The organism is Anaerolineales bacterium, assembly GCA_015075625.1.
Lineage (GTDB): Bacteria > Chloroflexota > Anaerolineae > Aggregatilineales > UBA2796 > UBA2796.
The window spans coordinates 310,381-335,755 of record JABTTZ010000001.1 but is presented as its reverse complement, the minus strand read 5'-3'; the positions used below and the strand labels follow the sequence as shown (position 1 = coordinate 335,755).

16 protein-coding genes are annotated in these 25,375 nt (G+C 57.6%); 7 read left to right on the top strand and 9 right to left on the bottom strand.

Annotated features, from left to right (window positions below; genetic code table 11):
* The first annotated feature begins 29 nt into the window (after positions 1-29).
* The 5 genes from HS103_01450 to HS103_01430 all read left to right on the top strand — a co-directional run bounded on the left by HS103_01450 (position 30) and on the right by HS103_01430 (position 10,585).
* Positions 30-2,786 carry a DUF499 domain-containing protein gene (locus HS103_01450; GenBank protein ID MBE7511468.1) on the top strand — a complete coding sequence of 919 codons (2,757 nt, stop codon included), beginning with the start codon at positions 30-32 and terminating at the stop codon, positions 2,784-2,786.
* Positions 2,783-3,742, top strand: coding sequence for a hypothetical protein (locus HS103_01445; protein ID MBE7511467.1), 960 nt, complete (start codon positions 2,783-2,785; stop codon positions 3,740-3,742). The genes HS103_01450 and HS103_01445 overlap by 4 nt, the downstream gene beginning before the upstream one ends.
* 130 nt (positions 3,743-3,872) lie before the next feature.
* The gene (locus HS103_01440) at positions 3,873-7,319 is read left to right on the top strand and encodes a DUF1156 domain-containing protein (protein MBE7511466.1); all 3,447 of its coding nucleotides are present in this window, start codon (positions 3,873-3,875) and stop codon (positions 7,317-7,319) included.
* A gap of 4 nt (positions 7,320-7,323) precedes the next feature.
* Positions 7,324-7,809 carry a hypothetical protein gene (locus HS103_01435; protein MBE7511465.1) on the top strand — a complete coding sequence of 162 codons (486 nt, stop codon included), beginning with the start codon at positions 7,324-7,326 and terminating at the stop codon, positions 7,807-7,809.
* Positions 7,790-10,585 carry a DEAD/DEAH box helicase family protein gene (locus HS103_01430; GenBank protein ID MBE7511464.1) on the top strand — a complete coding sequence of 932 codons (2,796 nt, stop codon included), beginning with the start codon at positions 7,790-7,792 and terminating at the stop codon, positions 10,583-10,585. Before HS103_01435 ends, HS103_01430 begins: the two co-directional genes overlap by 20 nt.
* A gap of 30 nt (positions 10,586-10,615) precedes the next feature.
* On the opposite strand, the gene HS103_01425 is transcribed toward HS103_01430, so the two are convergent.
* From HS103_01425 to HS103_01395, 7 genes are all read right to left on the bottom strand, one after another.
* On the bottom strand, positions 10,616-11,581 hold the full coding sequence (locus HS103_01425; protein ID MBE7511463.1) for a hypothetical protein: 966 nt from the start codon (positions 11,579-11,581) through the stop codon (positions 10,616-10,618).
* A gap of 9 nt (positions 11,582-11,590) precedes the next feature.
* Positions 11,591-12,877 carry a hypothetical protein gene (locus HS103_01420; protein ID MBE7511462.1) on the bottom strand — a complete coding sequence of 429 codons (1,287 nt, stop codon included), beginning with the start codon at positions 12,875-12,877 and terminating at the stop codon, positions 11,591-11,593.
* Positions 12,874-14,766 (bottom strand): type I DNA topoisomerase, encoded by a 1,893-nt coding sequence (gene topA, locus HS103_01415; GenBank protein ID MBE7511461.1) that lies wholly within the window; start codon positions 14,764-14,766, stop codon positions 12,874-12,876. The genes HS103_01420 and topA overlap by 4 nt, the downstream gene beginning before the upstream one ends.
* Complete coding sequence (locus HS103_01410; GenBank protein ID MBE7511460.1) at positions 14,763-14,969, bottom strand: hypothetical protein; 207 nt, start codon at positions 14,967-14,969, stop codon at positions 14,763-14,765. Before HS103_01410 ends, topA begins: the two co-directional genes overlap by 4 nt.
* 17 nt (positions 14,970-14,986) lie before the next feature.
* The gene (locus HS103_01405) at positions 14,987-17,125 is read right to left on the bottom strand and encodes a hypothetical protein (protein MBE7511459.1); all 2,139 of its coding nucleotides are present in this window, start codon (positions 17,123-17,125) and stop codon (positions 14,987-14,989) included.
* Complete coding sequence (locus HS103_01400; protein MBE7511458.1) at positions 17,126-17,581, bottom strand: hypothetical protein; 456 nt, start codon at positions 17,579-17,581, stop codon at positions 17,126-17,128.
* A gap of 81 nt (positions 17,582-17,662) precedes the next feature.
* Positions 17,663-17,902: a hypothetical protein gene (locus tag HS103_01395; GenBank protein MBE7511457.1), complete on the bottom strand. Its 240-nt coding sequence runs from the start codon at positions 17,900-17,902 to the stop codon at positions 17,663-17,665.
* Between the two features lie 258 nt (positions 17,903-18,160).
* On the opposite strand from HS103_01395, the gene HS103_01390 reads away from it, so the two are divergent.
* The gene (locus HS103_01390) at positions 18,161-21,007 is read left to right on the top strand and encodes a restriction endonuclease (protein ID MBE7511456.1); all 2,847 of its coding nucleotides are present in this window, start codon (positions 18,161-18,163) and stop codon (positions 21,005-21,007) included.
* A 246-nt stretch (positions 21,008-21,253) separates the two neighbouring features.
* A complete protein-coding gene (locus tag HS103_01385) occupies positions 21,254-21,460 on the top strand; it encodes a hypothetical protein (protein MBE7511455.1) in 207 nt (68 codons plus the stop codon).
* 4 nt (positions 21,461-21,464) lie between these two features.
* Here the strand turns inward: HS103_01385 and HS103_01380 are convergent, their stop codons facing one another.
* Together HS103_01380 and HS103_01375 are read right to left on the bottom strand one after the other, a co-directional pair.
* A complete protein-coding gene (locus HS103_01380) occupies positions 21,465-22,820 on the bottom strand; it encodes a hypothetical protein (protein ID MBE7511454.1) in 1,356 nt (451 codons plus the stop codon).
* Positions 22,817-25,375 (bottom strand): hypothetical protein, encoded by a 2,559-nt coding sequence (locus tag HS103_01375; GenBank protein MBE7511453.1) that lies wholly within the window; start codon positions 25,373-25,375, stop codon positions 22,817-22,819. Before HS103_01375 ends, HS103_01380 begins: the two co-directional genes overlap by 4 nt.

Sequence of the window (25,375 nt, the reverse complement as noted above, 5' to 3'; positions counted from 1 at the left end):
TTACACGATAATCAGAGGCCGATACTACAATGCTGAATCTTCAGCTCAGACCTGAATTTCTTAACGCCCAGACGCCGGGCACCGCCATCGCGTTGGCTGACGTGAAACAGCGTCCGCCGAGTTGGATACAGGAAATCACGTATCCCACAACGGATATCCAGAACGCCTTGAAAGCGATCAGCGTGACCAGAGAGGGGCGTCCCATCGTCTTGATGGGAGATCGCGGACGTGGCAAATCGCACATTATGGCGGTGATGCATCATGCGATTTCTTCCCCCGATACAATGGAACCTTGGGTGCGAGACTGGGGAAACCGTGTTGGATCGCCCACACTGACCTCACTGTCTATTCAGCGAGGCTATCAGGCTATTTCAGAAGCTGTTCACAATCAAGAATATCCCCTTCTGTGGAACCTGATCTTTGATCGGCACCCGCGAGGCCAATATTACAGGGGAGAGTTCGAGGCATCCGGCAATCCTTTTCCTGCGCGTTCGCTACTGGAGCGCATGTTCAAGGAACAGCCCGTTGCGCTGATTCTGGACGAGTTCCAGAAGTGGTTTGATGGACTACATGATGATCCCGCAGGACGCAAGTGGCAGACCAACGCTTCAAATTTCATCCAGATTCTATCGGAGCTTTCCAAAGATAGACCAGAACACCTCATTTTGGTGATTTCGGTATTGAACAACCAAACTGAGGCATTTAAGCAGGTTCATCGCAACACACCCGTAGTTGTGGATTTCCGGGGGCCGACAGCCCGTCAGGATAGGCAGCGATTGTTGCTGCATCGGTTGTTCATGAACCGAGGCAACATACCGCAGGCCGAGATCAGATCGCTTGTTAATGCTTACGCATCAGAGCGTTTTCGCCTACGTTATGCTGGGATCTCTCAGTCTGAGCAAGATCGAATTACGGGCGAGGTTATCGGCGCATGGCCCTTCGCGCCAGAACTGCTCGAACTGCTTGAAGATCAGATTCTGATGGCAGAAGCGGCACAGGAGACACGTGACCTGATCCGAATCTTGGCCCAAGTGTATCGCGCACGAGGGGAGCACTCACCGGTCATCACACCAGCCGATTTCTTTGTTGATGACGATTCAGGCGGCGTAACCACACTGCTTGACTCGATTGCGACAGCCGCTGACCAGGAAAAACTGCGGGCTGTTGCGCAACGTAATCTTGAAAGCATTGCCTCGACAAATGCGCCTGTTCCCCATGCCCGTGAACTCGTAAGCGCGCTGTGGATGCGCTCCCTTTCGTCAGGAAAGAACAACGGCGCGACCCGTCAGGAACTTCAGCTTGACATTACCCGCAGCGCATCCCAAGACGACAATGCCTTCCGTGTCGAATTGAGTCAGTTGGAAGACCATGCCCCGAATATTCATGGGGGTGAAATTGGGAACGAGCGTCTGCGCTTCGAACTAGAAGAAAATCCCACCACCAGAGTACGCACCATTGCACGCAACAACAAGCTTTGGGAGCCAGGCGCTGTAGCGACAATCGGGAGTCAGGTCTTTCCGGGTGAAGACATCAGCCACATTCGAAAGACATTCCGTTCGATCCTCTCTCCAGAGGCAAAAGAACGACCATCGCGGATCATCGTACTTGGCCCTAACTGGCAGCGCGACCCCTGGAAGGATGTTGACGAAGCGGATCAGCCTGCCCGCTGGGATCGCCCGGTATTGCTGGTTATTCCCGATCCGGTCACGATTGAGGCTGACGGGCGTATTCTCGGCTTGGGGGAATGGCTCAAGGCTCATGTTTCCCGGCGACGCAATACGGTGAGGTTCCTTCTGCTTGGGGCAGGAACACAAGGCATATACACTGATCAGACCATGATCCAAAATGCCCGTGGGTCTTTCCTAACCTCAATCGCATGGAAGGATGACGGCAAGTACCGTGCCCTGAAGGACAAGTTCGACAAGCCGCTGCGCGATTCGCTGAAAACGCGCTTTGACCGCTTCGCTATTTTGCAGCATTGGGATTTTCAGAATCCGGCAGCTTGCCGCTTTACATGGGAACGTGTCAATGCGCAGGGCGAGGACATCCCGGCTCAGGTAGAAGCCAAGATCAACGACGAGATATTCGATTTCGCGCCGTTCGAGAACTACATCCTTGAAATCGCCAAAGATACCGGAGTCGTTGGAGATGTGCTGGATTATCTCTACGAGCCGCCGTCTTCGCCCGCTGAGGAAGCTACTCCCTTCCTCGGAGATACGCGCATCTATGAGCGTATTATGCGCATGGCCGCCGATGGCAAGATCGCGCTCAATGTAGGCGGCGCTTGGATTCGCCGATTGACCGAGCATACTTCCAGCGACCAAGCATACAACCATGTCAAGAGCCGTGCTTTCCGTTCTGGCTCGGAGTTGAGGGCTGTGCAAATCGCCCTGCCCGAAGCCGTCGGCGGCACAACCGTCACTGTACCGCCGATCACACCACCCCAACCTGCACCCACGCCGGGATCAACCAACCCGCCCATATCTGTAACCGTCCCCGGCGGCGCTCAACCTGTTGTCGTTGTACCGCCCGTACAACCCGACCCGACGCCAATACCGAAGCAGCCCGTTGTGAGAACACAACGTACCGATGACGCCAATACCAGTATCAATCTGGCGGGTAAATTGGAAAGCTGGAATGTGCCTTCCGGCACGCGGTTGACGACTGCCAAGCTGGAATTTGGCAACCTGACTGTCCAGGAGTTGAAACAAATTCTCACGCGCATACCATCATCCTTGCGGGCTTTGCTCGAAATCTCCTATAACGAAGAGGACGAGTCCCGATGAACGCGCTGGGCTGGACAGAGGTAATCCTGGGCGCGACCACGCCAACGGAGGCATGGCAGGCGATTTTCCAACACCTGAACGACATTGCCGTTCAGGCCACGTCTCCAACAGAACTCCACAACCAGACCGTCGCGCCTGATCGGCTGCTGGCGGAGAGCGGTTGGGAGCTTTGGGAGGCGTACTCCGCCAGCGCAGAGCGCACAGCAGCGCGCCTGAAACGCTGGTATGCACAGCCAGCGGCAACTGGTCGCGCCACCCTGATATTGGATGCGCTATCCCTTCGTGAACTGCACGTGCTGTTGGAGGGTGCAGCGGCGCATAATATCCAACCTATCGAGGTTGTCGTAACCGGATCAGAGGTTCCATCGGACACCAATCGCTTTGCTCAGGCGCTGGGTGCGTCCACACGAAGCAGCCTGACCAACAACGGCAAACCGGGTGGATTTGCGCTGGCGCAGACCTACACCGATGTGCTGAGTGTGCCTTTTCAAGATTGCGTGGGCAGCGTGCCCTATGAACACAACATCCTCCTCTGGCACACTTTCATTGACGACCTGATTCATGAGCAGAAAGCGCCAGAGCAAGTCTACAAACAGGCTGCTGATATGCTCAAAGATGCCGGGTTCTGGGCGCTTGTGGATCGGATGCGTCAGGGTCGTGAACTGGTCATCACCGGTGATCATGGTTACGCAACCAGCAAACTCTTCTCGGATGAGATTACCGACAAAGAGAGCATCCAGTTGATGCGCGACACCTTCAGCGCCTCTCGGACGAAACCCGCTTCCGCCGTTTGGGAAAATCGCTTCATGCCGCCGTTGGTGCTGACTGAGAATAACCAGCATGTGGTCATTGGGCAGCGTAAGTGGAGCGTGCAAGGTGGCTTTCCCAACCTGTGTCACGGCGGCCTGAGCCTCCTAGAAGTGGCTGTACCGTTTGTAAGACTACCTGCGAAGTAATTGAGTGAATATGGCGAATAAACAGCAAGAGCTGATGCCGGTTGAACCGGACGAGCTGAAGAAGGTTGAAAAAGACAAGACCAAAAAAGCGCCCGCCTACCAGCCGCCAAATCTCGGCAAGGCGATTCGGCTGCCCGTGCCTGATTTTAACGACCCGAATCGACCTCCCGTTTGCCTGGAGGTTGATTTTCCCATTGCGCCGATCAACGCCCTCTCCAATCTGGAAGGTAATGCAGGCAAGCCAATCTACCAGATGTCCAAGTGGTGGGCGCGGCGGCGATCCAGCGTCTTTCGCAGCCTGCTGATCGCGGCGGCCACCCAAGCGCCCGAAGACCCCACCAAAGCGGGCAAACTGGTCTGGGATCACTACTACGCGAACCACCAGAAGGCGGGCAGCTTCAAAAAACTGCGGGTGCTGGAACCCTTCATGGGCGGCGGCACGACCATGGTCGAAGGCGCGCGTCTCGGCTTTCAGATGACAGGCATCGACCTGAACCCGGTGGCGTGGTTCGTGACCAAAAACGAACTGGCGTGCAGCGATCCCAAACAGGTGCAGGCGTTTTTTGATCACATTGAGCGCGAGGTCAAGCCGCTGATTCAGCCGTTCTACACGACTACCTGCCCGCGCGGACATCAGGGCCAATGGATCGATCTTGAAACTGATCTGCCAGCCGATGTAGATCCACTGACTCTGCCGCCTGAAGACCGCAAGCGCTACCGCTGGTATGGGCCGGAGATCATCTACACCTTCTGGGCTAAACATGGCCCCTGCAAGGCAGACGGTCACCGCACGCCGCTGTTTAAGTCTCCGGTGGTTGCCGAGAAGAAGCTCACCACCGCATTCATTCCTACCTCATGCCCGGACTGCGGACGCGCCTTCCATATCGAGCTTGGTGAAACGCGCATGGCTCCCGGCGTGGAGCGGGTTGTTCTCGATAACGAACCGAGTTTTACGGAGACAACACAGGCTTTTGCCCAACTGCTGAAGGACTACAGCAAGGGCAGCAGCGCCGAAAAGACCGCCCGGATCAATGAACTGATCGAAACTATCGATGACGAACCGGGGCTGCGCTGCCCACACTGCGGGGCGTTTGCGGGCCGACGCATCAAACAGGTGGCGGAGAAACACAAGAAGGTGCAGCGGCAGAGCGACATCAAAAAGGGCGATTACGGCATTGAGACCCGCCATGTCTACATGTACCTGCTGATCCACCCGGACTGGCTGCGCGGCACCCCCGGTGAACTGGATGGGCAGCCTTTGGGCGGCTGGGCAGGCGCAGACCCCGACAGCACTGCCCGCTGGTACAGCGCTCGGATGGAAGGGCTGCGTCTCATTGAGGTGCGCGGGCGGATCAAACTGGCGGATGAAACCACGCCTGATGATGAAGACACGGATGCAGGTGAAGAAGGTGCGAGCGAAGCGGATGGCGATGACCGCAAAGGCTACGGCTTACCCCGTGAGATTGTCCTAAGCGATGGCTCGCGGATTACGACTCGTATTGGAACGATTCCCGCAAAAGCAGCGTTTGCATGTCAATCATGCGGTCGCCAACAAGACGTATTGGAAGCAGTTAAGGCGAGCAATCATACCGGGGCAATGGCGGTATATGCTCTCCAATGCCATTGTCCTCAATGCGCGTTAGAGGGCTACAACTACACCGGACGTTATTTCAAAGCACCCGATGATAGCGATGTAGAGAAGCTGATTGCTGCGGAGACTGAATGGGCAACACGTAACATCGCGGATTTGGAGTCGTATTTCCCTCATCCTGCTTTGCCCTATGCTTGGAAGACTTCGCATTGGGACATACAGGGTCACGGCTACACGCACTGGTGGAAGATGTTCAACTCCCGCCAACTGCTGGTCCATGCCCAATTGCTGCGAGCAATCACCAATGGCGGCGGCGATTGGGCACTCGATGTCCGCGAACAAGCGCTGGGGGCGTTTCAACAGTATCTGAGAAATCAGAATATGTTCGTTTTTTGGAATACTCAGCGTGATACGCCTGAACCGATGTTTTCCAATCCCAATTATCATCCCAAGCAACAGGTTCTGGAGAACTCGGTATGGGGATATTTGGGGCGTGGAAATTGGTTGTCATGCGTCCAAGCATGTATTGAGGGATTAGAGTGGTCAAGCGAAGCATGGGAGGTTGCCTTTGACAACAGTCGCACCAGCCATCGCATTTTAACTGACGATCCGGTTCCGTTTGCTGTGTCAACATTGTATTGCCAATCTTCAACCGACCTTGCCGATCTTGCCACGCGAGGACTGGTGGATTTAGTTGTTACTGATCCTCCATTCGGCGACAACATCAACTATGCCGACCTCGCAGACTTTTTCTATGTGTGGCTGCGCATCCCTTTGCAGAAGTGGTATGCGGGTCTGTCAGAGGCGGAATACTTCAAGCCGGAATTTACGCCGAAGTCAATTGAAGCCATCGAGAACTGGGCAGAACACCCCGATGATCGTACCCCTGAAGAAAAACGCCCATTGTTGGAGGATAAAACGCCTAACTCGGCGTTCCGTCTCCCACCTGCTGAGGAATTCTATCAGAATGCCCTCATGGAATGCTGGTATCAGGCAGGCAAGTTGCTCAAGCCAGGCGGCCTTATGGCATTTACCTTCCACCACGATGAGGATCGCGCCTGGGCGAATGTATTGGCGGCACTGTTTCAGGCAGGGTTCGTATTGGTCGCTACCTACCCAATCCGCAGCGACGAGACAAAGGGCGATAAAGCGCAGTTTGGCAGCCAGAAAATCGAGTATGACATTATTCATGTCTGCCGCAAGCGGCTGGACGACCCCCAACCCGTGAGCTACGCCGGGATGCGCCGCTGGGTCAAGGATGAGGTGAATCGCCTTAAGCTGCTCCTTGAACACACCCACGGCAAGACGCTGCCCGACTCCGATCTGCGAGTCATCCTGCGTGGCAAAGCGCTCGAATTCTACAGCCGCCACTATGGGCAGGTGCTCACCGGAGATCGGCAGGCGCTGGGCGTGCGCGACGCGCTGCTCGGCATCAACCAACTGCTGGATGATCTGCTCGAACAGGGCACGGTACGCCGTCCGCCGGAAAACGCCGAACCCATGTCGCGGCTGTATCTGCGCATTTTCCAGAGCCGCAGCGCGATGTCCCGTGATGAGCTGCACAAGACCCTGCGCGGTACAGGGGTGTCGCAGGATGCGCTGGAAGCGGCAGGGTGGATCGAAGCGCGTGGCACGACTATCGAGGCGAAGCCGATCCGTGAGCGTTTCGCCTTCTTCACCGCGCCGGGTCGCAACCGCAAGGTGCTGAAGACTGACCTCGATCAGGCGCATTTTCTGATCGGCGCGGCGCTGCCCGGCAGCGGGATCGACATCACCAAAGAACTGAGCAACCGAGAGACGTTCAAGCTCAAGAAGTCCGTCGATGCGATCCTGACCTGGTACAGCCAGGTTGACCCTAATGCTTCAATCAGGGAAGCGGCGGGGCGTGCGCTGGCGCTGGTCGGGCACTGGCGGGCAGAGCAGGCCAAGACACCCGAAACGATGCAGTTGTCGCTGTTCGAGCAGCTTGACATGGAGGATAACTAACGCCATGCGCGATATGTCCGCTTCCTCATGGCTGCGCCAAGGGTCGAGCATCGTGTTCGACAAGACGAAGTTGGGGCCGCTCGTCACCACGGGCTGCTTGATCTCGCTGCGTGAGGCGCTCAGTTGGGTTGATCGTTTCCCTGCCGCGCCCAAAAACGGCGCAGATACGGTGCTGGTCGGCGGATTGGAAACCTGCCTCGACCTGCTGCCTGCCCCGGATGCGGAAACATGGATCAGGACTCACGTCCGCCGCTTCATTGTGAAGTTTCAGAACGAGTGGGATCGGCGCGGGCTGGTTTTTGGTTTTAGTACGCCCGCTAAAGTCGTTCACCGCATGAGCGATGATGAGGTATTGTTTCAATCGAACAATAAGGTTATCCGCCTGTCTCATGCGCTGTGGAACGGCACCGCAACCGTCGATGTGGCGCGTCTGGTGACGGATGACCGCGAAGCGAATACCGTGGGTTACCATGTCCGACGCATCTCCTAAGACTCCGAGGGCGGCGGCGCAGCTTCAGCCGGGCAAAAAAGTCCTTCACGCGGAACTCGGCGAAGGGGTCATTCTTGCCGTTGAGCCGACGGGCTTTGTGCGGGTCTTCTTTCAGGCGGTTGGCGAACGTCAGGTACACCCCACCTCTCTGAGCGATGCGGCAAGCTGGATAGATCAGGTGATCGCTGGGCTGCGTCCCGCAACGCCCGAAGCGCTGGAACGACTATGGCTCACCATTGAAGCAGCGGAACTACCGCTGATCGATAGCGCCGCGACCCTGACAGCGGCAAAAGTGGCGCTCCTGCCCCATCAGGTCGTTTTGGTTCATCGAATTGCCCGTGTCCAGCCGCGTCGATTCCTGATCGCCGATGAAGTGGGGTTAGGCAAAACGATTGAGACGGCACTCATCCTGCGCGAACTGGCGTCACGAGGCGAACTCACCCGCGCCCTGATGATTGTCCCTGCCAGCCTTGTTGAAAACTGGCGGCACGAACTTAATGACGTGTTCAACCTCGATTTTGAAGTCTTCGGCTACGAGGGCGATGTCACTGACCGCAAGACCAACACCTTCGCCCGTCACAATCGGATCATTGCCTCGGTAGACACACTTAAACGTTCGGCACGGATCAAGCGACTACTCGAAGCACCCGCGTGGGATTTGGTCGTCTTCGACGAAGCGCACCACCTGAGCGTTTTTAAAGCGGGGAGCAAGGTCAGGAAGACGGAGAACTTCAAGCTGGCGGAGGTGATGCGGGGTCACTGCCGCGATCTACTGCTGCTCTCCGCAACGCCGCACCAGGGCGATCATTTCCGCTTCTGGATGCTGATCCGTCTCTTGGAGCCAACACTCTTTGAAGACGAGACGGATATGCTTGAGAATCGCCACCGCCTCAATGCGGTCGTGATCCGGCGCACCAAAGCCGATTCGTGCGCCCCCGATGGCAGCTCGCTGTTCGCCCGGCGTGTGGTGCATACAGAAGCGTTTACGCTGGCAGGACCAGAGCGCGAGTTTTACGAGGCGCTTCAGGAGTATCTGCAAGACGGCTACAACCTCGCCGAGAAACAGGGGGGCAAGGGGCGTGCGCTTGGTTTCGTGATGACCATCTTCCAGAAGATAGCGGCAAGCAGTTTTGCGGCAGTCAAATCCACGCTTGAACGTCGTTTGTTGATGCTCACGATTCGTGACGCGATTGAGCGCGACGAACTGCTCGATGTTGATGGGCGAGATCGCGTCCTGCGTGAGGCGCGTGCGCTTATCTGCAAGATATATAGTTTGGGCGATGATCCCGTCAGCCAGGCGCAAGCCGATCAACTGCTGGCTGAGGCGAAAATACAGGTCTTGCGCCGCAGGCGAGACACCGAAGAACTGGAAGGTTACGATGACAGCGAGATCGCGGCGGCTCTTGCTGAAGACTCGGCAGCGACATTTGTCGGAGTCGCCTTGCCTGAGGAGCGGCGGCGGATTGGCGATCTGCTGGCGAAGTACCCAGCCGGGATGGAAACAAAGGTCGTCACGCTGCTTGATGCGCTGCGCCAGTTGTGGAAGGCTAATCCACGCGAGAAGATCGTCATCTTCACGACCTATCTGGGTAGCGTAGACAATTTGCGGGCTGCGATTGAGTTGGCATTTCCCGGTAAAGGTGTTGAGGTTCTGAAGGGCGGCGATCACGGCGCGAAAACGGCGGCACAACGCCGTTTTAAGCGCGAGGATGGCCCGCAGGTTCTGATCTGTACCGCCGCCGGGCGCGAAGGGATTAACCTTCAGTTTGCCCGTATCCTCTTCAACCATGACCTCCCCTGGAATCCGATGGATTTGGAGCAGCGGATCGGGCGTATTCACCGTTACGGGCAACAGCAAACCGCACAGGTCTACAACCTTCTGGCGGCGGATACCATAGAGGGCGAAATCTATCTGCTGCTGGAAGAGAAGTTAAAGGACATCGCCCAAGCGCTTGGCAAGGTCGATGAAGACGGTCAAATCGCCGAAGATTTGCGCGCACAGATTCTCGGTCAGCTTGGCAGTCGCCTAAGTTATGATCGCCTCTATCAGGATGCCGTGCGCGATCCCTCGCTCAAGCGTACACGGCAAGAGCTTGAGGTGGCGATGTCGAACGCGAATGTCGCTCGTCAGGTGGTATTTGAACTATTCCAAGACCTGGAGCGGTTTGATCTGAGCGAGTATCGGCGTGTTGAAGATACGGGCGACGGGATGAAGCGCTTGGTGTCCTTCGTGCAGCGAGCGGTGCGTCTGGATGGTGGGGAACTTCGCCCGAAGGCAGCTTCCGTCTATGAACTCGTTCGTCCCGGTCAGCCAACGACCCTCATTTCTACCGACAGAGATCGAGCGTTATCTGCCGAAGAACTGAGCCTTTTCGGGCTAGAACACCCACTCGTCCAATCGCTGTTTGCTCGCTTCGACAACCTCGATCCTGAACAACGCGCCCTAGTGGGAAAACCCGAGAACGGCAACCTTTCCGGGGTTTTGAGCCTGTGGCATGTGTTGATTGACTCCCCAGGCAGCCACAAGCGCCAGCACGTTATCCGCCTCGGAATTTCACCCGCTGGGGAACGCTTACCGCGCTTGGAACGTCTTGGGAGCGATTTACTGCACCTATCCACAAGCTCCGAAAGTTTGCTTGGGATGGAAAGAATCTCATTGCTGGTTAGCGATGTAGCCCCAGAAATGCTCCATCGTGAATTGATTCGGCTTGGGGCTATTCAAGAAGGCTCCTCATATTCATCAAGGCTAGTCGCATGTATTGAGGTAAACCCGTAAGATTGCCCGGCTCATCACCGGGCTTCGTTCTCATCGGTCAATGTCGGGGTCATAGTATGGATCAGGCGTGTACTCGTAGGGATGCCAGTCCTCTCGTTCGTGGGTCAGGCTGAACGCGCCTTGTTGAATGTTCCGTACATCCTCCTGACCCAAGTCCTTCCACGCCGTCGGCAGACTGTGACCCCGTGCGACTTCCTCCGCGAGCGTACTCATCTCGTCAGGATAGGCATATTCGAAGAAGTTGAGAAACTCCTGCCGGAAGTGTTCGGCATCCGCCTTGGTATTGAACTGCGCGATCTCCAGCGCTTTCCCGCCGTGTCCAGCGCCTTCATTGGCTAATTCATGCTCTGCGTGGGAGACCACTACTGTGGAAGCGCCCAGCGTTCCGCCATCGGGATCGAACACATCCGCAGCCAACACTTCCATTCTCTCAGATGGCGTCGATGCCTGAGCGATGCTAGGTATGGCGATTTCCTGCGTATCGTCGGGATCGAGCCACTCCCTTTTGTACTCCGGCTGGATTGTGAATCGATCCGGTGGCCCCTGCTTGAACAGGCTGGGGTCATCCGCCTCAAGATGCCCACATTCCACACCGGTCTGCCACGCTTCGTGCATCAGCGCGTTCAGCCCCTCTTTGCCATATACGCGCAGCAGATGCTCTCTGTCCATCGCCGCGACCTCATTTTCATTTTCTGGTTCCGGTTCGTAGGTGTTCAGCGTCACCGATTCCAAGCCCAGATAGTCGTTTTCGCCGCGCCAGTACTTTTCGGCGGCAAGTTCCACTGTGTAAGGATCGGCGTACTGCACCGCAATAGCGTAGTTCACGGTGTCATCCAGCGGCTGAAGCAGGGATGTGTCACTTCCCGCGAACGTCGCTTCGAACCATGCCGCACCTTCAAGCGACGCATTTGCTTCGCGTTCCCGTTGTGCCTGTTCTGCAAAGTCGCGGTGCATCGCTTCCGCTGGATTCACTGCTTCCGTGTCCCGGTCAGTCATCGTGCCTCCTTATAGCTCCAATTCCCAAGTCTCGCGGGTGTATTCCGCCGCTTGTTCGGCGTAATCCGGTTCCAGGGCCACACCGCGCCCGCTCTCCCACAGTTCACGCTGGTCAGTGGCAATCGCCATCGATTCGGCGGCCAGAAAACAGGCATCAATGCCTTCGCGTTCCATCACGCCGAGCAGATGCTGGCTGCTCTCGAAGGCTTTGTCCCAGTCGCCGGGCACGCACGGCGCAAGCTGCGCCTCCACCGCGCCTGTCTCCGGGTTGCGTCCCAACGACAGGATACTGGCAACGCAGTTCTCCGGGTCGTCGGTATCCGGCTGGAAGATGCCAATCCAATAGGCTGTGCCCGTTTCAGGATCATAGAAGGGCGGCGGGTCTTGGTCAGGGTTGAAGTCTTCCGCCTGGATGCCAATTGCACTCAGGGCATTGAAGGCAGGCGAGGCGGTGTTGACCGCGACATCCAGATCGGGCGGCTCCGCTTCCACCGCCACCTGCACCAACTGCTCGTGCAGTTCGAGCGGAGGCTCATCTATTTCCCGTTCGACGGCTTGCCCTTCCAGAAACGGCGCGAGCGTCTCTGAGTCCACTTCACGCCAGGCGGTTGGCATTCCCCGTTCATGCGCGGCGAATTCGGCGTAATCATGCACCGCGTACGTGGGCAAACCGCCGTTGTGGACTTCGCCTTGCAGTTCGTGGTACAGCTTTTCCGCTTCAGGCTGGTCTTGAAAACGCCCAATTTCGAGGTAGCGTCCGGTATAGCCGCCGCTGATCACATCCGCGCTCACCTCCAGGCAGCCCACTTCGTAGCCAATCACCACGCCCGTCTCATCGGTGCGTTCTACCCCCACGAACTGCGCATCCACCACATTCAGCGCTTGCGCCCGGTCGATGAGTTCCTGTTCCACCACATCGGGGTTTCGCTCCACTGGAAACGCCGAGAGGTAACGCTCCCAGGTGTTCTTCGGCGCATACTCGCTTGGCTCGATAGGTGTATCGCCCAGATTGAATTCTGCCGGGACAAAGGGATCGTCCTCTGGCGCATAGTCGAACAACCCCATCTGCGCCTCGGGCGGCGCTCCGGCCAGATCAGGCGGCTCAGGAACAACGCCCTTGTCCAGAGCCGCCAATTCAGACAGCAAATCAGCGAAATCAGGCGGCATGTCGGACTCGGACGGCGGTTCCGGCGCGAACCAGTCATCGTCGGGCGGTTCGGGTGGAGGCCAGTTGTCGGGAGACGGCGCGAAGAAGTCCGCCACCTCATCGGGTAGGTCAGGAATCCGGTTGGTCATGCCCCCACCTCCGCACGTTTACCCACCTTGCTGAACCGTACCGGACGGAACGTGCCGCCTGTGGTGTATTTGCACCTGGGAAAGTTCGCGCAGCCGATGAACTTGCCGAATGCGCCTTCGCGCTCCACCAGTGCGCCGCCGCATTTGGGGCAGGTATCGCCTGTCGCTTTCGGCGCAGCTTTGACGGGCGCATCACCCGTGATCTGACTCCTTGCCGACCTGAGCAGCGGATGGAAACCTGACCAGAACGCCTGCAACGTCACCAGACGACTGATTTCACCGCCTGCGATGCGGTCAAGGTCAGCTTCCAACCGGGCGGTATAGCCATAATCGAACACCGCCCCGAACCGCGCCACGAGGAGATCACACAGCTTCAGCCCCATTTCGGTCGGGATCAGCCGTTTCTTGTCCAGCTTGACGTAGCCTTTGGCGCGAATCGTCTTGACCATACTGGCATAGGTCGAAGTTCGCCCAATGCCCCGTACCTCTAGCGCTTTAACAAGCGCGGCTTCGGTGTAGCGCGACGGCGGTTGAGTCGTGTGTGAATCAGGTTGCAGCGTGACGACCCCTAATGTCTGACCCTCAGTCAGTGGCGGCAGAGTCTCGTCGGGTTGAGCGCGTTCGTCCTCATCCAGCGCTTCCTGATATACCTTCAGGAAGCCGTCAAACGTCAGCGTGCGACCCTGTGCCCGGAAGTCCAATGGGTACGGCTGCCCTTGCGTCTTGCCCGCCAGAATTTGTGCGGCGCGGAGCTGATAGCGGGCATCCGCCATCTGCGAGGCGATAAAACGCGACCAGATCAGGGCGTACAGCTTCGCGCCATCCGCGTTGTCGCCCGCCATTGCGAGTTTGTGCGCCACGTCCACAGGTCGAATAGCCTCATGGGCTTCCTGGGCGTTGAGGGTCTTCGTTTCGTAGCGCTGCGGCTGTCCCGGCAGATAGGCATCGCCGAAGGTGACCTTGACGTAATCGCGGGCCGCCTCAATTGCTTCCGGCGCGACGGTTACCGCATCGGTGCGGTGATAGGTAATCAGCCCGGCTTCATACAGGATTTGCGCGACCTGCATGGTTTTGTCCGGCGCGAAGCCAAGTGCTTTGCTCGCCGCTTGTTGGAGCGTGGCTGTGGTGAAAGGCGGCAGCGGATGACGCATTCTCTCGCCTTCCGCGACCTTGTGAACCCAGAACGCTGACCCAGGCAGACCATTCACCAGCTTCTCGCACTGTTCCCGACTGGCGAAAAGCGCTTTTGCGCCCTTCACCGTGGTCAGCCGAGCCGAAAACTCACCTGCATCCGTCCGAAGCCGGGACTCCAGTGTCCAGGAGGTTGCAGGCGTGAAGGCCCCAATTTCACGTTCCCTATCCGCGACCAGACGCAAACACACGCTCTGCACGCGGCCTGCTGAGACCTGTTTGCCCAACGACTTGCAGGCCAGCGGCGAGACGAGATACCCAACCAGCCTATCAACGATGCGGCGCGCCTGCTGCGCTTCAACCAGGTTCAGGTCAAGCGGGCGCGGATTGGCGACGGCAGCCAGCACCGCGCTCCTGGTGATGGCGCTGAAGGCGATGCGATGAACCTGTTTCTCTTTGGGCAGCTTCGCCAGCGCCAGAATGTGCCACGCCATCGCTTCCCCTTCCCGATCCGGGTCGGTGGCGATGTAGATGGCTTCCGCCTCCGTCATCGCTTTCAGCAGACGACGCACGGTGTTGCCTTTGCCCGGCAGGGTGGCATACTGTGGCGCGAATTCAGCGTCAATGTCCACGCCAAGGGCATCCTCTGGCAGGTCGCGCACATGACCATAGGACGCCTCGACCCGCCAGCCATCACTCAGGAAGGATGCGATCTTCTTCACCTTCGCCGGACTCTCCACAATAACCAGTTTGGTCATGTTTTCTTCCCTTTCGTCAACTCTGTTTCAGGGCGCTGACCAGTCTTCGCAGCACCTGGCGCATTGCTCGACGCGCCTGCCGGTGATAGATGAGTCTCCAATTCCTTCTGGCGCAACACCAGAAAAATCGGCCATTCTCGAAAGGCATGGTACGCCTCTTCTTCCATTGCCTTAAAAGGGCTGGTGACGGGTGTTTTCGCCATAGTTCATCTCCTCCTGTTCATGTCGTGCGGAAGCGCCCTACCTCGCCCTCGCTGGGACGGTTGTACAAGTACCAAAGCCCCTCGTCCTGAATGTCGAGGACGAAGTGAAAGCGCGGCAGGGCGGCGATGATGTCCCGGTGCTGAGGGTTGAGGTGCTGGAAGGCGGGATCATCTCGAAAGACGTGCATCCCCTGCCGCTGCGAAAACACCACTCGGATTGGGCAATTCTCGAACACCAGACGCGCTTTGCCTTCGAGGAACACGCTCATCTGTTGGTCAATCGCCAGCAATTTCTTGCGACGGGTACGGAACGTCTTGGCCGCCTCGATCAGGAAGTCCAACAGTGATGGATGGCGCATCAGGCGGTAGACTTCATCGACGGCGATGATGCGCGGTTGCTCGTCGATGAGCGAGTCGCGGCGGATAGCCGACAGCACCTGGGCATAGGCAATCGCCAGCATGATCGGGTCTTCGCTCATCTCGTGGAAGGAGAAGATGCGCGGCCCAATCCACGCCCGGCCACCCCGCGAGAGATCCACGTTGGTCTGCCCGTTCAGGAAACTCGCCCACGGCCCGCTGCCGCTGCACAACCCGGCGATCTCGTCGGCCAGGTCGCGGGCGATCACCTTGATATGCTCTTTGTCGCCCAGGCCGCGCAGGATATCGCACAGCGTTTCTGGCGTGGGTGTGAGGTCGGGCGTGACTTTTTGCAGGTTCGGGAAACCGCGATACAATAGGTCGAGTGCTTCCCCAAGCAGCCCACGCTCCAGGTTTTCCCGCTGACCACCCGACAAGGCCCGACCCAACACCGTCTCGTACAGCCGCGTGACATGTGAACGCTGCTCGGTGAGCGTCGGAAACATCACATCGTTCGGGTTCATGACCGTCGTGCGGGCGCTCATCACGTGCCAGGGCAAGCCAAACGCCTCGGCCACATGTTTGCCATGTCCCATCGGTTCGAGCAGGTCGAACGGGATGCCGTTTTCCGCGTATTCACGGCTCAGATAGCAGTTGCAGTAGAACGTTTTGCCGAACCCCGACACGCCCACCCAGATTTCGTGGGTCGCGCGTTTGTCCCGCCACGAGTCGTGGAACATGGGATACGATGCGCCGACCGCTTCGCCGCGTAGGATGCCCTGTGTGCTGGACAGTTTGCGGTACCCGAGCGGCGCGAGCATAAGCGCCAGTTCCCGTGAAGTGACGGGCCACGTCGTCTGAGGCAAGCCGATTTCCCTGGTTGGCTTGGCGGCGAAGTAGCCCACCGAACGAGCCAGCAGTTCGCCCACCTCTTGACGCAGCAGGAACCATGCTCGCGTTTCGTTGACCACCGCCGCGACCCGCGCTTTGAGCGTCTCCACATCGGGCGCGGCGACCGCAACGGTGATCTGCGCCAGATGCAGCGCATCGCCTTGATTCATCTCCTGTAACGCCCGCCGACAGTCGTTGACCCGCGTCACCGAGCGGCTGTCCTCGCCGCGAATGGTCGCCAGATGCACCTGATAGGCCGCGATGATGCTTTCTACCGCGTCGATGCCGTCGTTGCGGTCATACGTCTTGGGAATATCCACCGTCAGCGCCAGCGGGAAGTTCAGCCGCAGCAGCGAAGCCAGCGGACGGAAGAAGTTCCAGATGGACGGCAGAAACTCATAGGAATTGAGGATTGCCCAGACCGCCCGACCACCGGGACGGCCCACCGGCGCGAGATGCCAGAACGGACTCTCCCGCAGTTCGTATTGCCCATTGAAGAGCGCAGGCCAGACGGTTTCAGTGACGGGCGTATCGAACGCCGAGGTCATGCCCGCCGCCAATGCACGCGGGTTTTCCTCCGACCACAGCGCCATGCCACACACCGCCCGCTGATACTCGGCGGAGTCCTGGAGCAGCTCGTAGTGGCGGCGATATTCCATCAGCAGGCCCGCCCGCTGCGCATCGGTGGTTTCACGTGCGGTGCGGCTGACCTGCGAGATCTTCTCATCCAGCGTGGCGGGAATCTGCCAGCAGGCGAATCTTGCCGGGGTGTGCAATGCCCGCAGCCAGTTGGCGAAACGGGTTTGCAGCGCGTTTACGCCATCTTCGGTGGCGTGCAGCATAATGTCGAACGGTTCGATGAGGAAGGTGCGCAGCGGCGCGTCCTTCGCGTTGGTTTCACGAGCCATTTAGCGCACCTCCACGAATTCCAGCCCATCGCCGCGATCTGCATCGGCGGCTTGGGCGAAGGTGACCCATTCGGCGAGATTCGCCTCGATCTCAGTGGCGGGTGGCGTGAACAGCATCGCCGAATCCAGCCGCGCCAAATCGGTGGGGATTTCGACCAGCTTGCCGACGCTCCCCGTGAGGCTGTGCGGCTGCTGCGCTGCGCCGAGCATCAGGCTGCCCCGCACGCTGTAGAGCAGCCGCTGCCAGCGCGGAATGCCGCCGCGTGGCGCGGTGAGGATGACCAGCAGCACCCCAACCAGCAGCGCGACCGGAATAGCGACATCCGGCAGCGCGAACTTGCCGAGCGTATAGACCATGCCGCCGCCCACACCTGCCAGCATCAGGCGCTTGAACGGCACGCCCATGAAGCCTTTTTCATCGCGGCTCAGGACGTGCGATTTGAACTCAGCGACCATCACGACTCCTTCCGAGTGGGCCTGGGGAAGCCAAATCGGTCTGCGCTTCCCCCTCCGCTGAACATTGAACTTGCCGACGGTTCAGGAAAACGAGATAATGGTCGTGATGCTGCTGGCGGCGATGACGAAGAGCAAGCCCATCACCACCTGATTGGCGGCGCGGGGATTGTCCTTTTTCCAGTCCCCAATCAGGGGCCATGAACTGCCCATATACATGATGCCGAGGCCGATAAACCCCAGCACCGCGCAGATGGGCGCAATGAGCTGCGCAATGTCCCGCGCATCGGTGAAAAACTGGTTGATGGCGTCACGAAGCGACACGGTTGGCGTCTCCTCTGCTGAAACGGATGGCTGGGGCAGCGCAGCGGGTGTGTAAACGGCGCTACGGACCCTTCGCGGTTGAGGCCCTACTCACGACCAATGCGCCGCCCCGATACTGCTCAGGATAGCAGGGTGGGGCGGGTGAACCGCGTAAGATTGCGAGCCAAGCGGTGGAAAGCTGCGGACGGGACACGGAAGTTTTCAGCCAATATCGCTAGTGGTGTGTTGAACAAGACAGAATTAGGGATCAGCTAACCCATGCTACCCATGCCAGAGTTGAAAATCCTCTCCAATGAGACAACGTCACAGGCTCAAGCCAATGAACGTGGTAAGTTCTTTGAGGATCTCATGCGTAGAGTGTTACGTCGTTACGGATACAAGATTAAGAGTAAATCCATCAATTATGCTGGTATGGAGATAGATATTGAAGGTGAACATGAGGTTTCGGGGCATCCACTGTACGCCGAATGTAAGTTCTATGATAAATCTATCGATGCCCCCAAACTACAAGCCTTTTTTGGTAAGTACATGGCTTTATGGATGAAGGACAATCACGCCAGTGGACTATTCATCGCTGTACCTGGACTTAATTCACATGCTACTGCCTTTTATGAGGAGAACTGCCAAGGCAACTCAAAAATAACTGTTCGATTGCTGGAAAAACGCGAGGTTCTTGATGCTATTTTTGAGGTAGATTCCTGCGTACGCCCCGAAAGTATTGCATCGCAAATACCGGCAGAAATTGGCATTCCCGGTGATCAGGTCCTGACATATACAAAGCAAGGATTTTTCTGGTTTCAGTACGTGATTCCAATGGGAGGCGTTATACCTCAATCAGTTGCGATATTTGATGCTAAAGGGGTCAATATCCGAGACAAAGAATCTCTAAATACATTTCAACAGTTGTACCCTGAGGTTGCTCAATACAACATATTGAATCTCAAGGCTACGCCATTAATTCAATCAACCATGGCACCTGATTTGGAGCAAATTGTCGAAGTAAAAGCAGGTTCAGCTTGTTTTGAATACCAATTTCCTGCACATCCTGATTATTTCGTCGGACGCACATCGTTGTTCGCCGAAATTGATAAGTTTGTTACCCAGGTGCTCGATGGTAAAACGTCGGCAAGGGGTCTCATATTCACAGCAAACTCAGGATGGGGTAAAAGTTCATGTGTGTTGGCAGTTGTTGATCGCTTGAATAAAGCTGGACATTTCGCTCTGGCAGTTGATTCGCGCACAGCGTCTTCGCCGCAGTTTATTCTACGAGTGTGCGACTACGTGTTTAACGAGAAATTTCGCAATCTACTGCCTCAGGTTCCTTTCAAAGTTACAGGTTACGAAGGCGCTGTGGATGCGTTAGGCAAGTTAGGGAAAGTACTTGCGCAGCAGCGGAAAATACTTGTCATCTTCCTTGACCAGTTTGAGAATATTTTCTTCCAAGTTGATGCCTTGAGGCACATCAAGGATATGTTTCTAAAACTATGCGATTTACAAACTAATATCGCCCTTGGGTTCTCTTGGAAAACAGACATTGTTGGACAGATAAATGATTTTCCGTACCAACTACGCGAAGATTTGACTGCAGCAAGCCTGAGCATTCCATTAGGAATCTTTTCAAATACCGAAGCTAAAGAACTCTTTCAATGGCTCGAAAAGGAAATTGGAACAAGCTTGCGAGAGGACCTGAAGTTCTTCTTGTCTGAATACTCACAGGGTTATCCTTGGCTGTTGAAGAAACTTTGTGCTCATGTTAAATCTCAATACGAGACTAGCGTTCCGCAGGCAGATCTCGCCACTAGCTTACTAAATGTAGAGCAGATCTTTCGCTCAGACATGCAGGGATTGCTTGCTGAGGAAGAAGATACACTTCGAAGTATTGCTCGGCTAGCCCCCATTAACGCGACGGACTTAGGAGATGAATTCAACCCGTCGGCAGTCCAGGCGTTAGTCAACCGCCGCCTCGTGGTGCGGGTCGGCAACAAATACGACATTTACTGGGATATCTTTCGAGATTATTTGAATACAGGGCGAATTCCAGTCCAAGAACACTATATTTTACGAATTCAAGCGGGGACAGTGATTCGCGCTACCAGATCGCTCTTTGAGCAAGTGAAGAAGGGAATGGAGTTTACCTCAGACCAATTCCGTGATCATCTTGCTAACCATCATAGGATTGCGCATCGAACGTTCTATAACGTCTTTCACGAGATGAAACTGCTCGGATTAGTAACGCTTGATGACATGACAGGTATTCTGGGCGTGCCACAGGATTTACAAGGAGATGATGCTCCATTTGAGCAGTCTTTACAGAAGTATCTCTACGACCGTTTGACCCGGAATAGGCTCATCTTGCGATATATTCAGCACTTAGAGGTTCACAACATACTTGACATTAATTTGGCCTCAAGGTTGCTCAGGAAATGGTGCCCCTATATCTCGGCTTCATCAAAGACATGGCAAACCTATGCAAGAATATTCGCTGGATGGATGAAGGCCACAGGGTTGGCAGACTTCGACAACAAACAGGGTCGCTTGGTTTGGCAAGAACCAGATATGATGTTAAGCGAATATAGCTTGCTTGATGTTGAACTTGGGAAAAGAAGAGGGGTAGGTTTACCAGCCATTCAGTACAAGCCAATCGAGCAGGTGCTTTTGAGGATTGTGGAGGCAGCAAAGAACAACAGCACAGTCGATACTAGCAATATCAAGAGAAGTTCTTGGTCAAAAGTATTAGCCAGCCTCGAAGAATTGGGGTTTATTGTAAGAAGGTCAAGGACTATAGGTGTACTCCCAGTCGCGATTGAATTCGCCGATAATCCCCGAGATAGAAAGACAATCTTTTCCGAAAGGGCTATGCAAATACAGCCATTTTCAACATTTGTGGCAATACTTCACGACGCAGACAGCAATGCTCAACTAACCGATATTGCCCAAATATTGAAATTGCGTTTAGGAGTTGATTGGACTGATGGCACTGCTGAGGTAAATGCCAAGATTATGTTGAATTGGGCGCGCCATCTAGATCTCGCCCCTGCGCATCTAAGCAAGAAAAAAACACACAAATTTACTGACCCTGATAGCGATCAGCAATCTCTCTTCTGAGATAGCGAGTAAGATAGAGTACATAGAGCCATGCCCTACCTGTTGTCACAATCTTCATACCTACCAAGGTTTAAGCGCTATGCCAAATAGATAGGTGAGGGTAACTTGCAGCGTTCCAAATGGTTCCCCTGCCCCCGCCCAAAAGATCGTCAGATCCTCTGCCTAGCCGGGCAGCAGCGTGAAGGGAACTAACCCATCTGCCGGGATGCGGGTGCATGGTATAATCTGCACAGAGGAGGGAACGCGATGACTGATCTGATGGAACGGGCGTTGGCGGAAATCAACAAACTGCCGGCGCAGGAACAAGATGTTTTGGCGGCTTGGATTCTGGAAGAACTTGCCTCAGAACGGCGTTGGATGGATGCTTTCGCCACCTCGCAAGATTTGCTGGCGGAATTGGCGGATGAGGCACTGGCCGAGCACCGTGCCGGGAAAACGCAGCCCTGCCTGTAACGCCTTACTCCCACTGCATCGCGTACCGATAGACTCCCACACTCAGACTCCCGAACGGCTCCCCCGCCCACGCCCAATAGATCGTCACATCTGCCGCCTGACCGGGCAGCAACACGAAGGGCGTTAACCCATCCGCCGGGATGCGCGGGCCGAGCGGGTTGGGCGCGTAGCCGAACGCCATCCAGATCATGTCCCCCGTGATTTGCACCGCCTCCACGCCGCCGTTGTAGAGCCGAAGCTGCACGGTCACGCGCCCCGGCACCGTCGTGACCGAGATCACCTGCACATCCAGCCGCTCAAACGGGATCGGCGTGGCCGTAGGTGTTGGGGTTGCCGTCGCTTCGGGCGGGGGCAGCACACTGCCCACCTCGCTCAATGCGCCCGTCCGCGAGAGTTCCTGTTCCGTCGGATACGTGGCGGTGACCACGATCCGCGAGGCGGTGGGCATTCCATCCAGCCCGCGCTCGCCAACCAGGGCCAGCACCAGCCCCGGCTCCACCTGCCGGAAAATGCCCGTATCGCTGCGCACCACTTCGGTCTTGGAAGCAAAGGCAAAGCGCAGCGTCGCGCCCGTGTTCATCTGCAAGGTGAAGGCCGTCCCCGCGCTCATCCGCGCAAACAGCGCTGCATTCTCCGGCGAGTAGGGCACGCCTATCACCGGGCGCACCGTCAAGCCAGCGATGTACGAGGCGGTGTCCGGGTTGGGATCAAAGCGCCATTCGGCGGTCTGGATCACCCGCCTCTGCACCACAAAGACGCGCGGCACCGTCGCATCGGCCAGCGTCACCCGCAGATTGACCGGATAGGCAGTGGTCCTGTCCGCATCCCCGCCCCGGATCACCGGGTCTTGCTCTTCCAGCGCAATGGGCGTGGGCGTCGGGCTGCGGCGCGGCGTGGGCGAAAGCGTCATGGTCGGCGTGACCGTCAGGTTCTCCGCCACACGGCTGCCCCGCCCGCCGATGCGCGTCAGGATGAGCAGCAGCACGAATGCGAACGCCGCCCCGCCTATCAGCAGCACAATAGGACGTGGGCGCTTGGGCGACTCGCGTTCCAGAACCGTTTCCGGCGCGACCAGTTCGCTGCTCTGTTTGGCCGCCTCCTGAATGCGCACCGGGCAGCGTGCCCATCGCGCCCCCACCGGGACGAGCGCGGTATCGGTGTAGCGGGTGAGCAGTTCAGCCGCGACCTGCCCTTCGAGCGCGTCGGAGCCGGACGCGCCCGCATTGCGCACCTCACGATCATAGACCGCCTTGTAGCGGCGCTGCCGTTCCGTGGGCACCAGTTCCCAGAGGGCGGTCAGTTCCGCCAGTGACAGCTCGCGCAGTTCGTCAATGGCATAGTAACGCAGCATCTCGATCACGCTTCACCGCCTTTCGGCGCGCCGATCATCTCCGCGCTGCCCGTGAGCGCGCTGTCACGCTGCACGCCGCTGTCGGGGGTATCCTTGCCCGTCTCCACCGTCACCTGCACGGTGGGACGCACCTCGATTTCGGGCGCAACCTGCACATGGGGGGCAGCAGCAGGCACATTGACCATGCCATAAGCCGAGATGTCGTTGGGCAGTACACGAGCAGCGTGTTCAAGGGTTTCCACCTCGCGTCCTGCATCCGCCCACGAGAGACCCCGCGCGTCTTGTCCGTGCTGGATCAGTTCTTCGCGGGTCTTGTCAGTGATTTTCCCTTCGGGCGACTCCTTAACTTCACGCACGACCCGTTCAGTCTGTTCCGGGTTCAGGCCCATCGTCAGCGCCTGGTTGGTGAACAAGCCGAATCGCGCCAGGTCGCCCTCAATAGGCGGCTTGCCATCCCGGATGGGCGTGACCCCCAGCGCGCCCGCCATTGCCTGGGCAACGGCGAAGTTGTCGGGGGTTGTCGTCCCACGTGCCGCCAGCAAGGCGACGGTATCGCCCATTGCCGAGGCCACATTCCCGCTGCCGGACACCTGCAACCGCCCTTCAGCGGCGCGCACCAGTCCTTCGACAGCTTGCATCAGCCGATCCGCCGCCTGTTCCAGTTTGCCTGCCGAGGCTTCGGCGCGGGAAGTCTCCGCTTGTGCGGTGGGCGCAGTGCTCCGGGCGACATCGGTGATGTGCTGCTCCATCTCCTCGTCCGTCTCCTGCTCGATGTAGTCACTGCGCTGTGAGGCAGTCTCAAGCTGGGCAACCGTCGCGGGCCCATCAGGGAGCGCAGGGGTAGGCTCACCAGACGGTAATGCAATCGGCGTGAACTTGCCCATGCGCCCCGGATAAAGCGGCGTGAACTCGCCCTCGAACGGCTCCTCTGGCGCTGACCAACGTGGGCCGCGTGTTAATCCGGCCAGCGCTTTGCCCACCGCAGGCACGAGCATTGGCTGCTTCCACCGTCCGTCCTCATCCTCGTAGGCACTGTCGGGATTACGATCCGTCAGCAGCGCTGCGCCGACGGTTGGCCCGGTTATCCTGCCTACAATGGGTACGCCTCGCGCTACCTGCCGCGTGACTGCACCCTCCACGAAGTGATCCGCCGCCTCCGCCAATTCGGTATCGCGCAGCCCCGGCAAACGAGTGAGCGTGCGCGCAGCCCCGGTGAGCATCTGTGAGCCGCCGAAGGCCACGCCTGCCGCCTGCGACCACGACGCGCCGTTCATCAATGCGCTTGCGCCGCCCAGCGTATTGCCGACCAATGACATGCCGCCCGTGGCGACGGCTGCGCCTGCCGTGACCGCTGTTTGTGCCGCCGCGCCAACCGATACCACGCTGCCGCCCGTTGCTTTGCCGAAAGCGTCAAACAAGCGGTTGAAACTGCGCCAGATGGCCTTCACGCCCGACCAGAGCAGGATCAGCATGAGCAGCAGGCAGATCAGGCCCACGCCAAGCACGACGAGTCCGTTGTTTGTCCCGGCAGCGGCGAGAAAGAACGAAACGACCAACGCTTGCACCATCGCAATGATGACGGTCTGGACGATGGTTTCAATCCACTGATCGACAACCGACCAAGCGATACCTTCGGTGCGTTTGAAGAAGGCGAACAGGATCGCGCACGCGAACGAGATGAAGGTCAGACCTTGGGCGATGGTCAGGCACAGCGCGACGATCTGTTCTGTGATCCCGAACAAAACGAGCGGCCACGCCGAAACGAGCCGCCACTGGGCGGTACTCGCCATGCTGATCGATGCGGCGCGCTGCTCGTCGGTCATGGTCGGGAAAAAGACGGGCTGTTTGGTGTTGTCGAAGAAACTGCCGGGCCGCTGCCATTCCCAGGGAATAGCGAACGACTGTGGCGGCACGTGCGCCTGGCAGTTGTCCGAGGTCGGGTAGGGATAACCCATCACGTCGATGCCGTCGGCGCGCAGATAGGCCAACGCGACATCCAGCCCGTTGATGAGGATGGGCGCGCCATGCCCGCCCGAACGCCCCAAATACGGCCCGAAGTTATCGCAGGGCGTGAGGATACCCAGATCGCTGGTTGCTACGCTGCTCAGCGACGACAAGGCCGCCCCCGACTGGCTCTGCATGGTGGATAACACGCTCAGGTAAAACGCTGAACTCACCGTGCGGCGGAAGTCGGCCATGCCCCGATAGAGCGCTGGGCCGACCTGAAAGAAGATCAGGCCCGCCACGAACCACAAAATCGCGTTGCGAGGACTGACCACATCCAGCCGGACAATCGAGGCCAGCATATAGGTCATGCCCAAGACGAACAGGGCAATGACGAACGCCCAACTGGTGGCAATTTGCAGGCTGTCGCCCGTTTGCTGGATAAGTGGCGCGAACGCTTCCGACACCAGCCAGTTGGTGAGCAGTTGGATAGTGTAGCCCATCATAAACGCGCCGCGCAGCAGGCTCCATTGGAAGGCGGCCAGCATCATCAGCAGTTGATACCAGAAGGAATCAATGGCAAGTTGGATCTGTCGAACAATATCACCAATAATGGGCAT

Coding starts and splice junctions, on each gene's coding strand:
- HS103_01420 (MBE7511462.1), bottom strand. CDS start 12,877: ATGACCAACCGGATTCCTGACCTACCCGATGAGGTGGCGGACTTCTTC.
- HS103_01450 (MBE7511468.1), top strand. CDS start 30: ATGCTGAATCTTCAGCTCAGACCTGAATTTCTTAACGCCCAGACGCCG.
- topA (MBE7511461.1), bottom strand. CDS start 14,766: ATGACCAAACTGGTTATTGTGGAGAGTCCGGCGAAGGTGAAGAAGATC.
- HS103_01405 (MBE7511459.1), bottom strand. CDS start 17,125: ATGGCTCGTGAAACCAACGCGAAGGACGCGCCGCTGCGCACCTTCCTC.
- HS103_01375 (MBE7511453.1), bottom strand. CDS start 25,375: ATGCCCATTATTGGTGATATTGTTCGACAGATCCAACTTGCCATTGAT.
- HS103_01445 (MBE7511467.1), top strand. CDS start 2,783: ATGAACGCGCTGGGCTGGACAGAGGTAATCCTGGGCGCGACCACGCCA.
- HS103_01390 (MBE7511456.1), top strand. CDS start 18,161: ATGCTACCCATGCCAGAGTTGAAAATCCTCTCCAATGAGACAACGTCA.
- HS103_01430 (MBE7511464.1), top strand. CDS start 7,790: ATGTCCGACGCATCTCCTAAGACTCCGAGGGCGGCGGCGCAGCTTCAG.
- HS103_01410 (MBE7511460.1), bottom strand. CDS start 14,969: ATGGCGAAAACACCCGTCACCAGCCCTTTTAAGGCAATGGAAGAAGAG.
- HS103_01425 (MBE7511463.1), bottom strand. CDS start 11,581: ATGACTGACCGGGACACGGAAGCAGTGAATCCAGCGGAAGCGATGCAC.
- HS103_01400 (MBE7511458.1), bottom strand. CDS start 17,581: ATGGTCGCTGAGTTCAAATCGCACGTCCTGAGCCGCGATGAAAAAGGC.
- HS103_01435 (MBE7511465.1), top strand. CDS start 7,324: ATGCGCGATATGTCCGCTTCCTCATGGCTGCGCCAAGGGTCGAGCATC.
- HS103_01385 (MBE7511455.1), top strand. CDS start 21,254: ATGACTGATCTGATGGAACGGGCGTTGGCGGAAATCAACAAACTGCCG.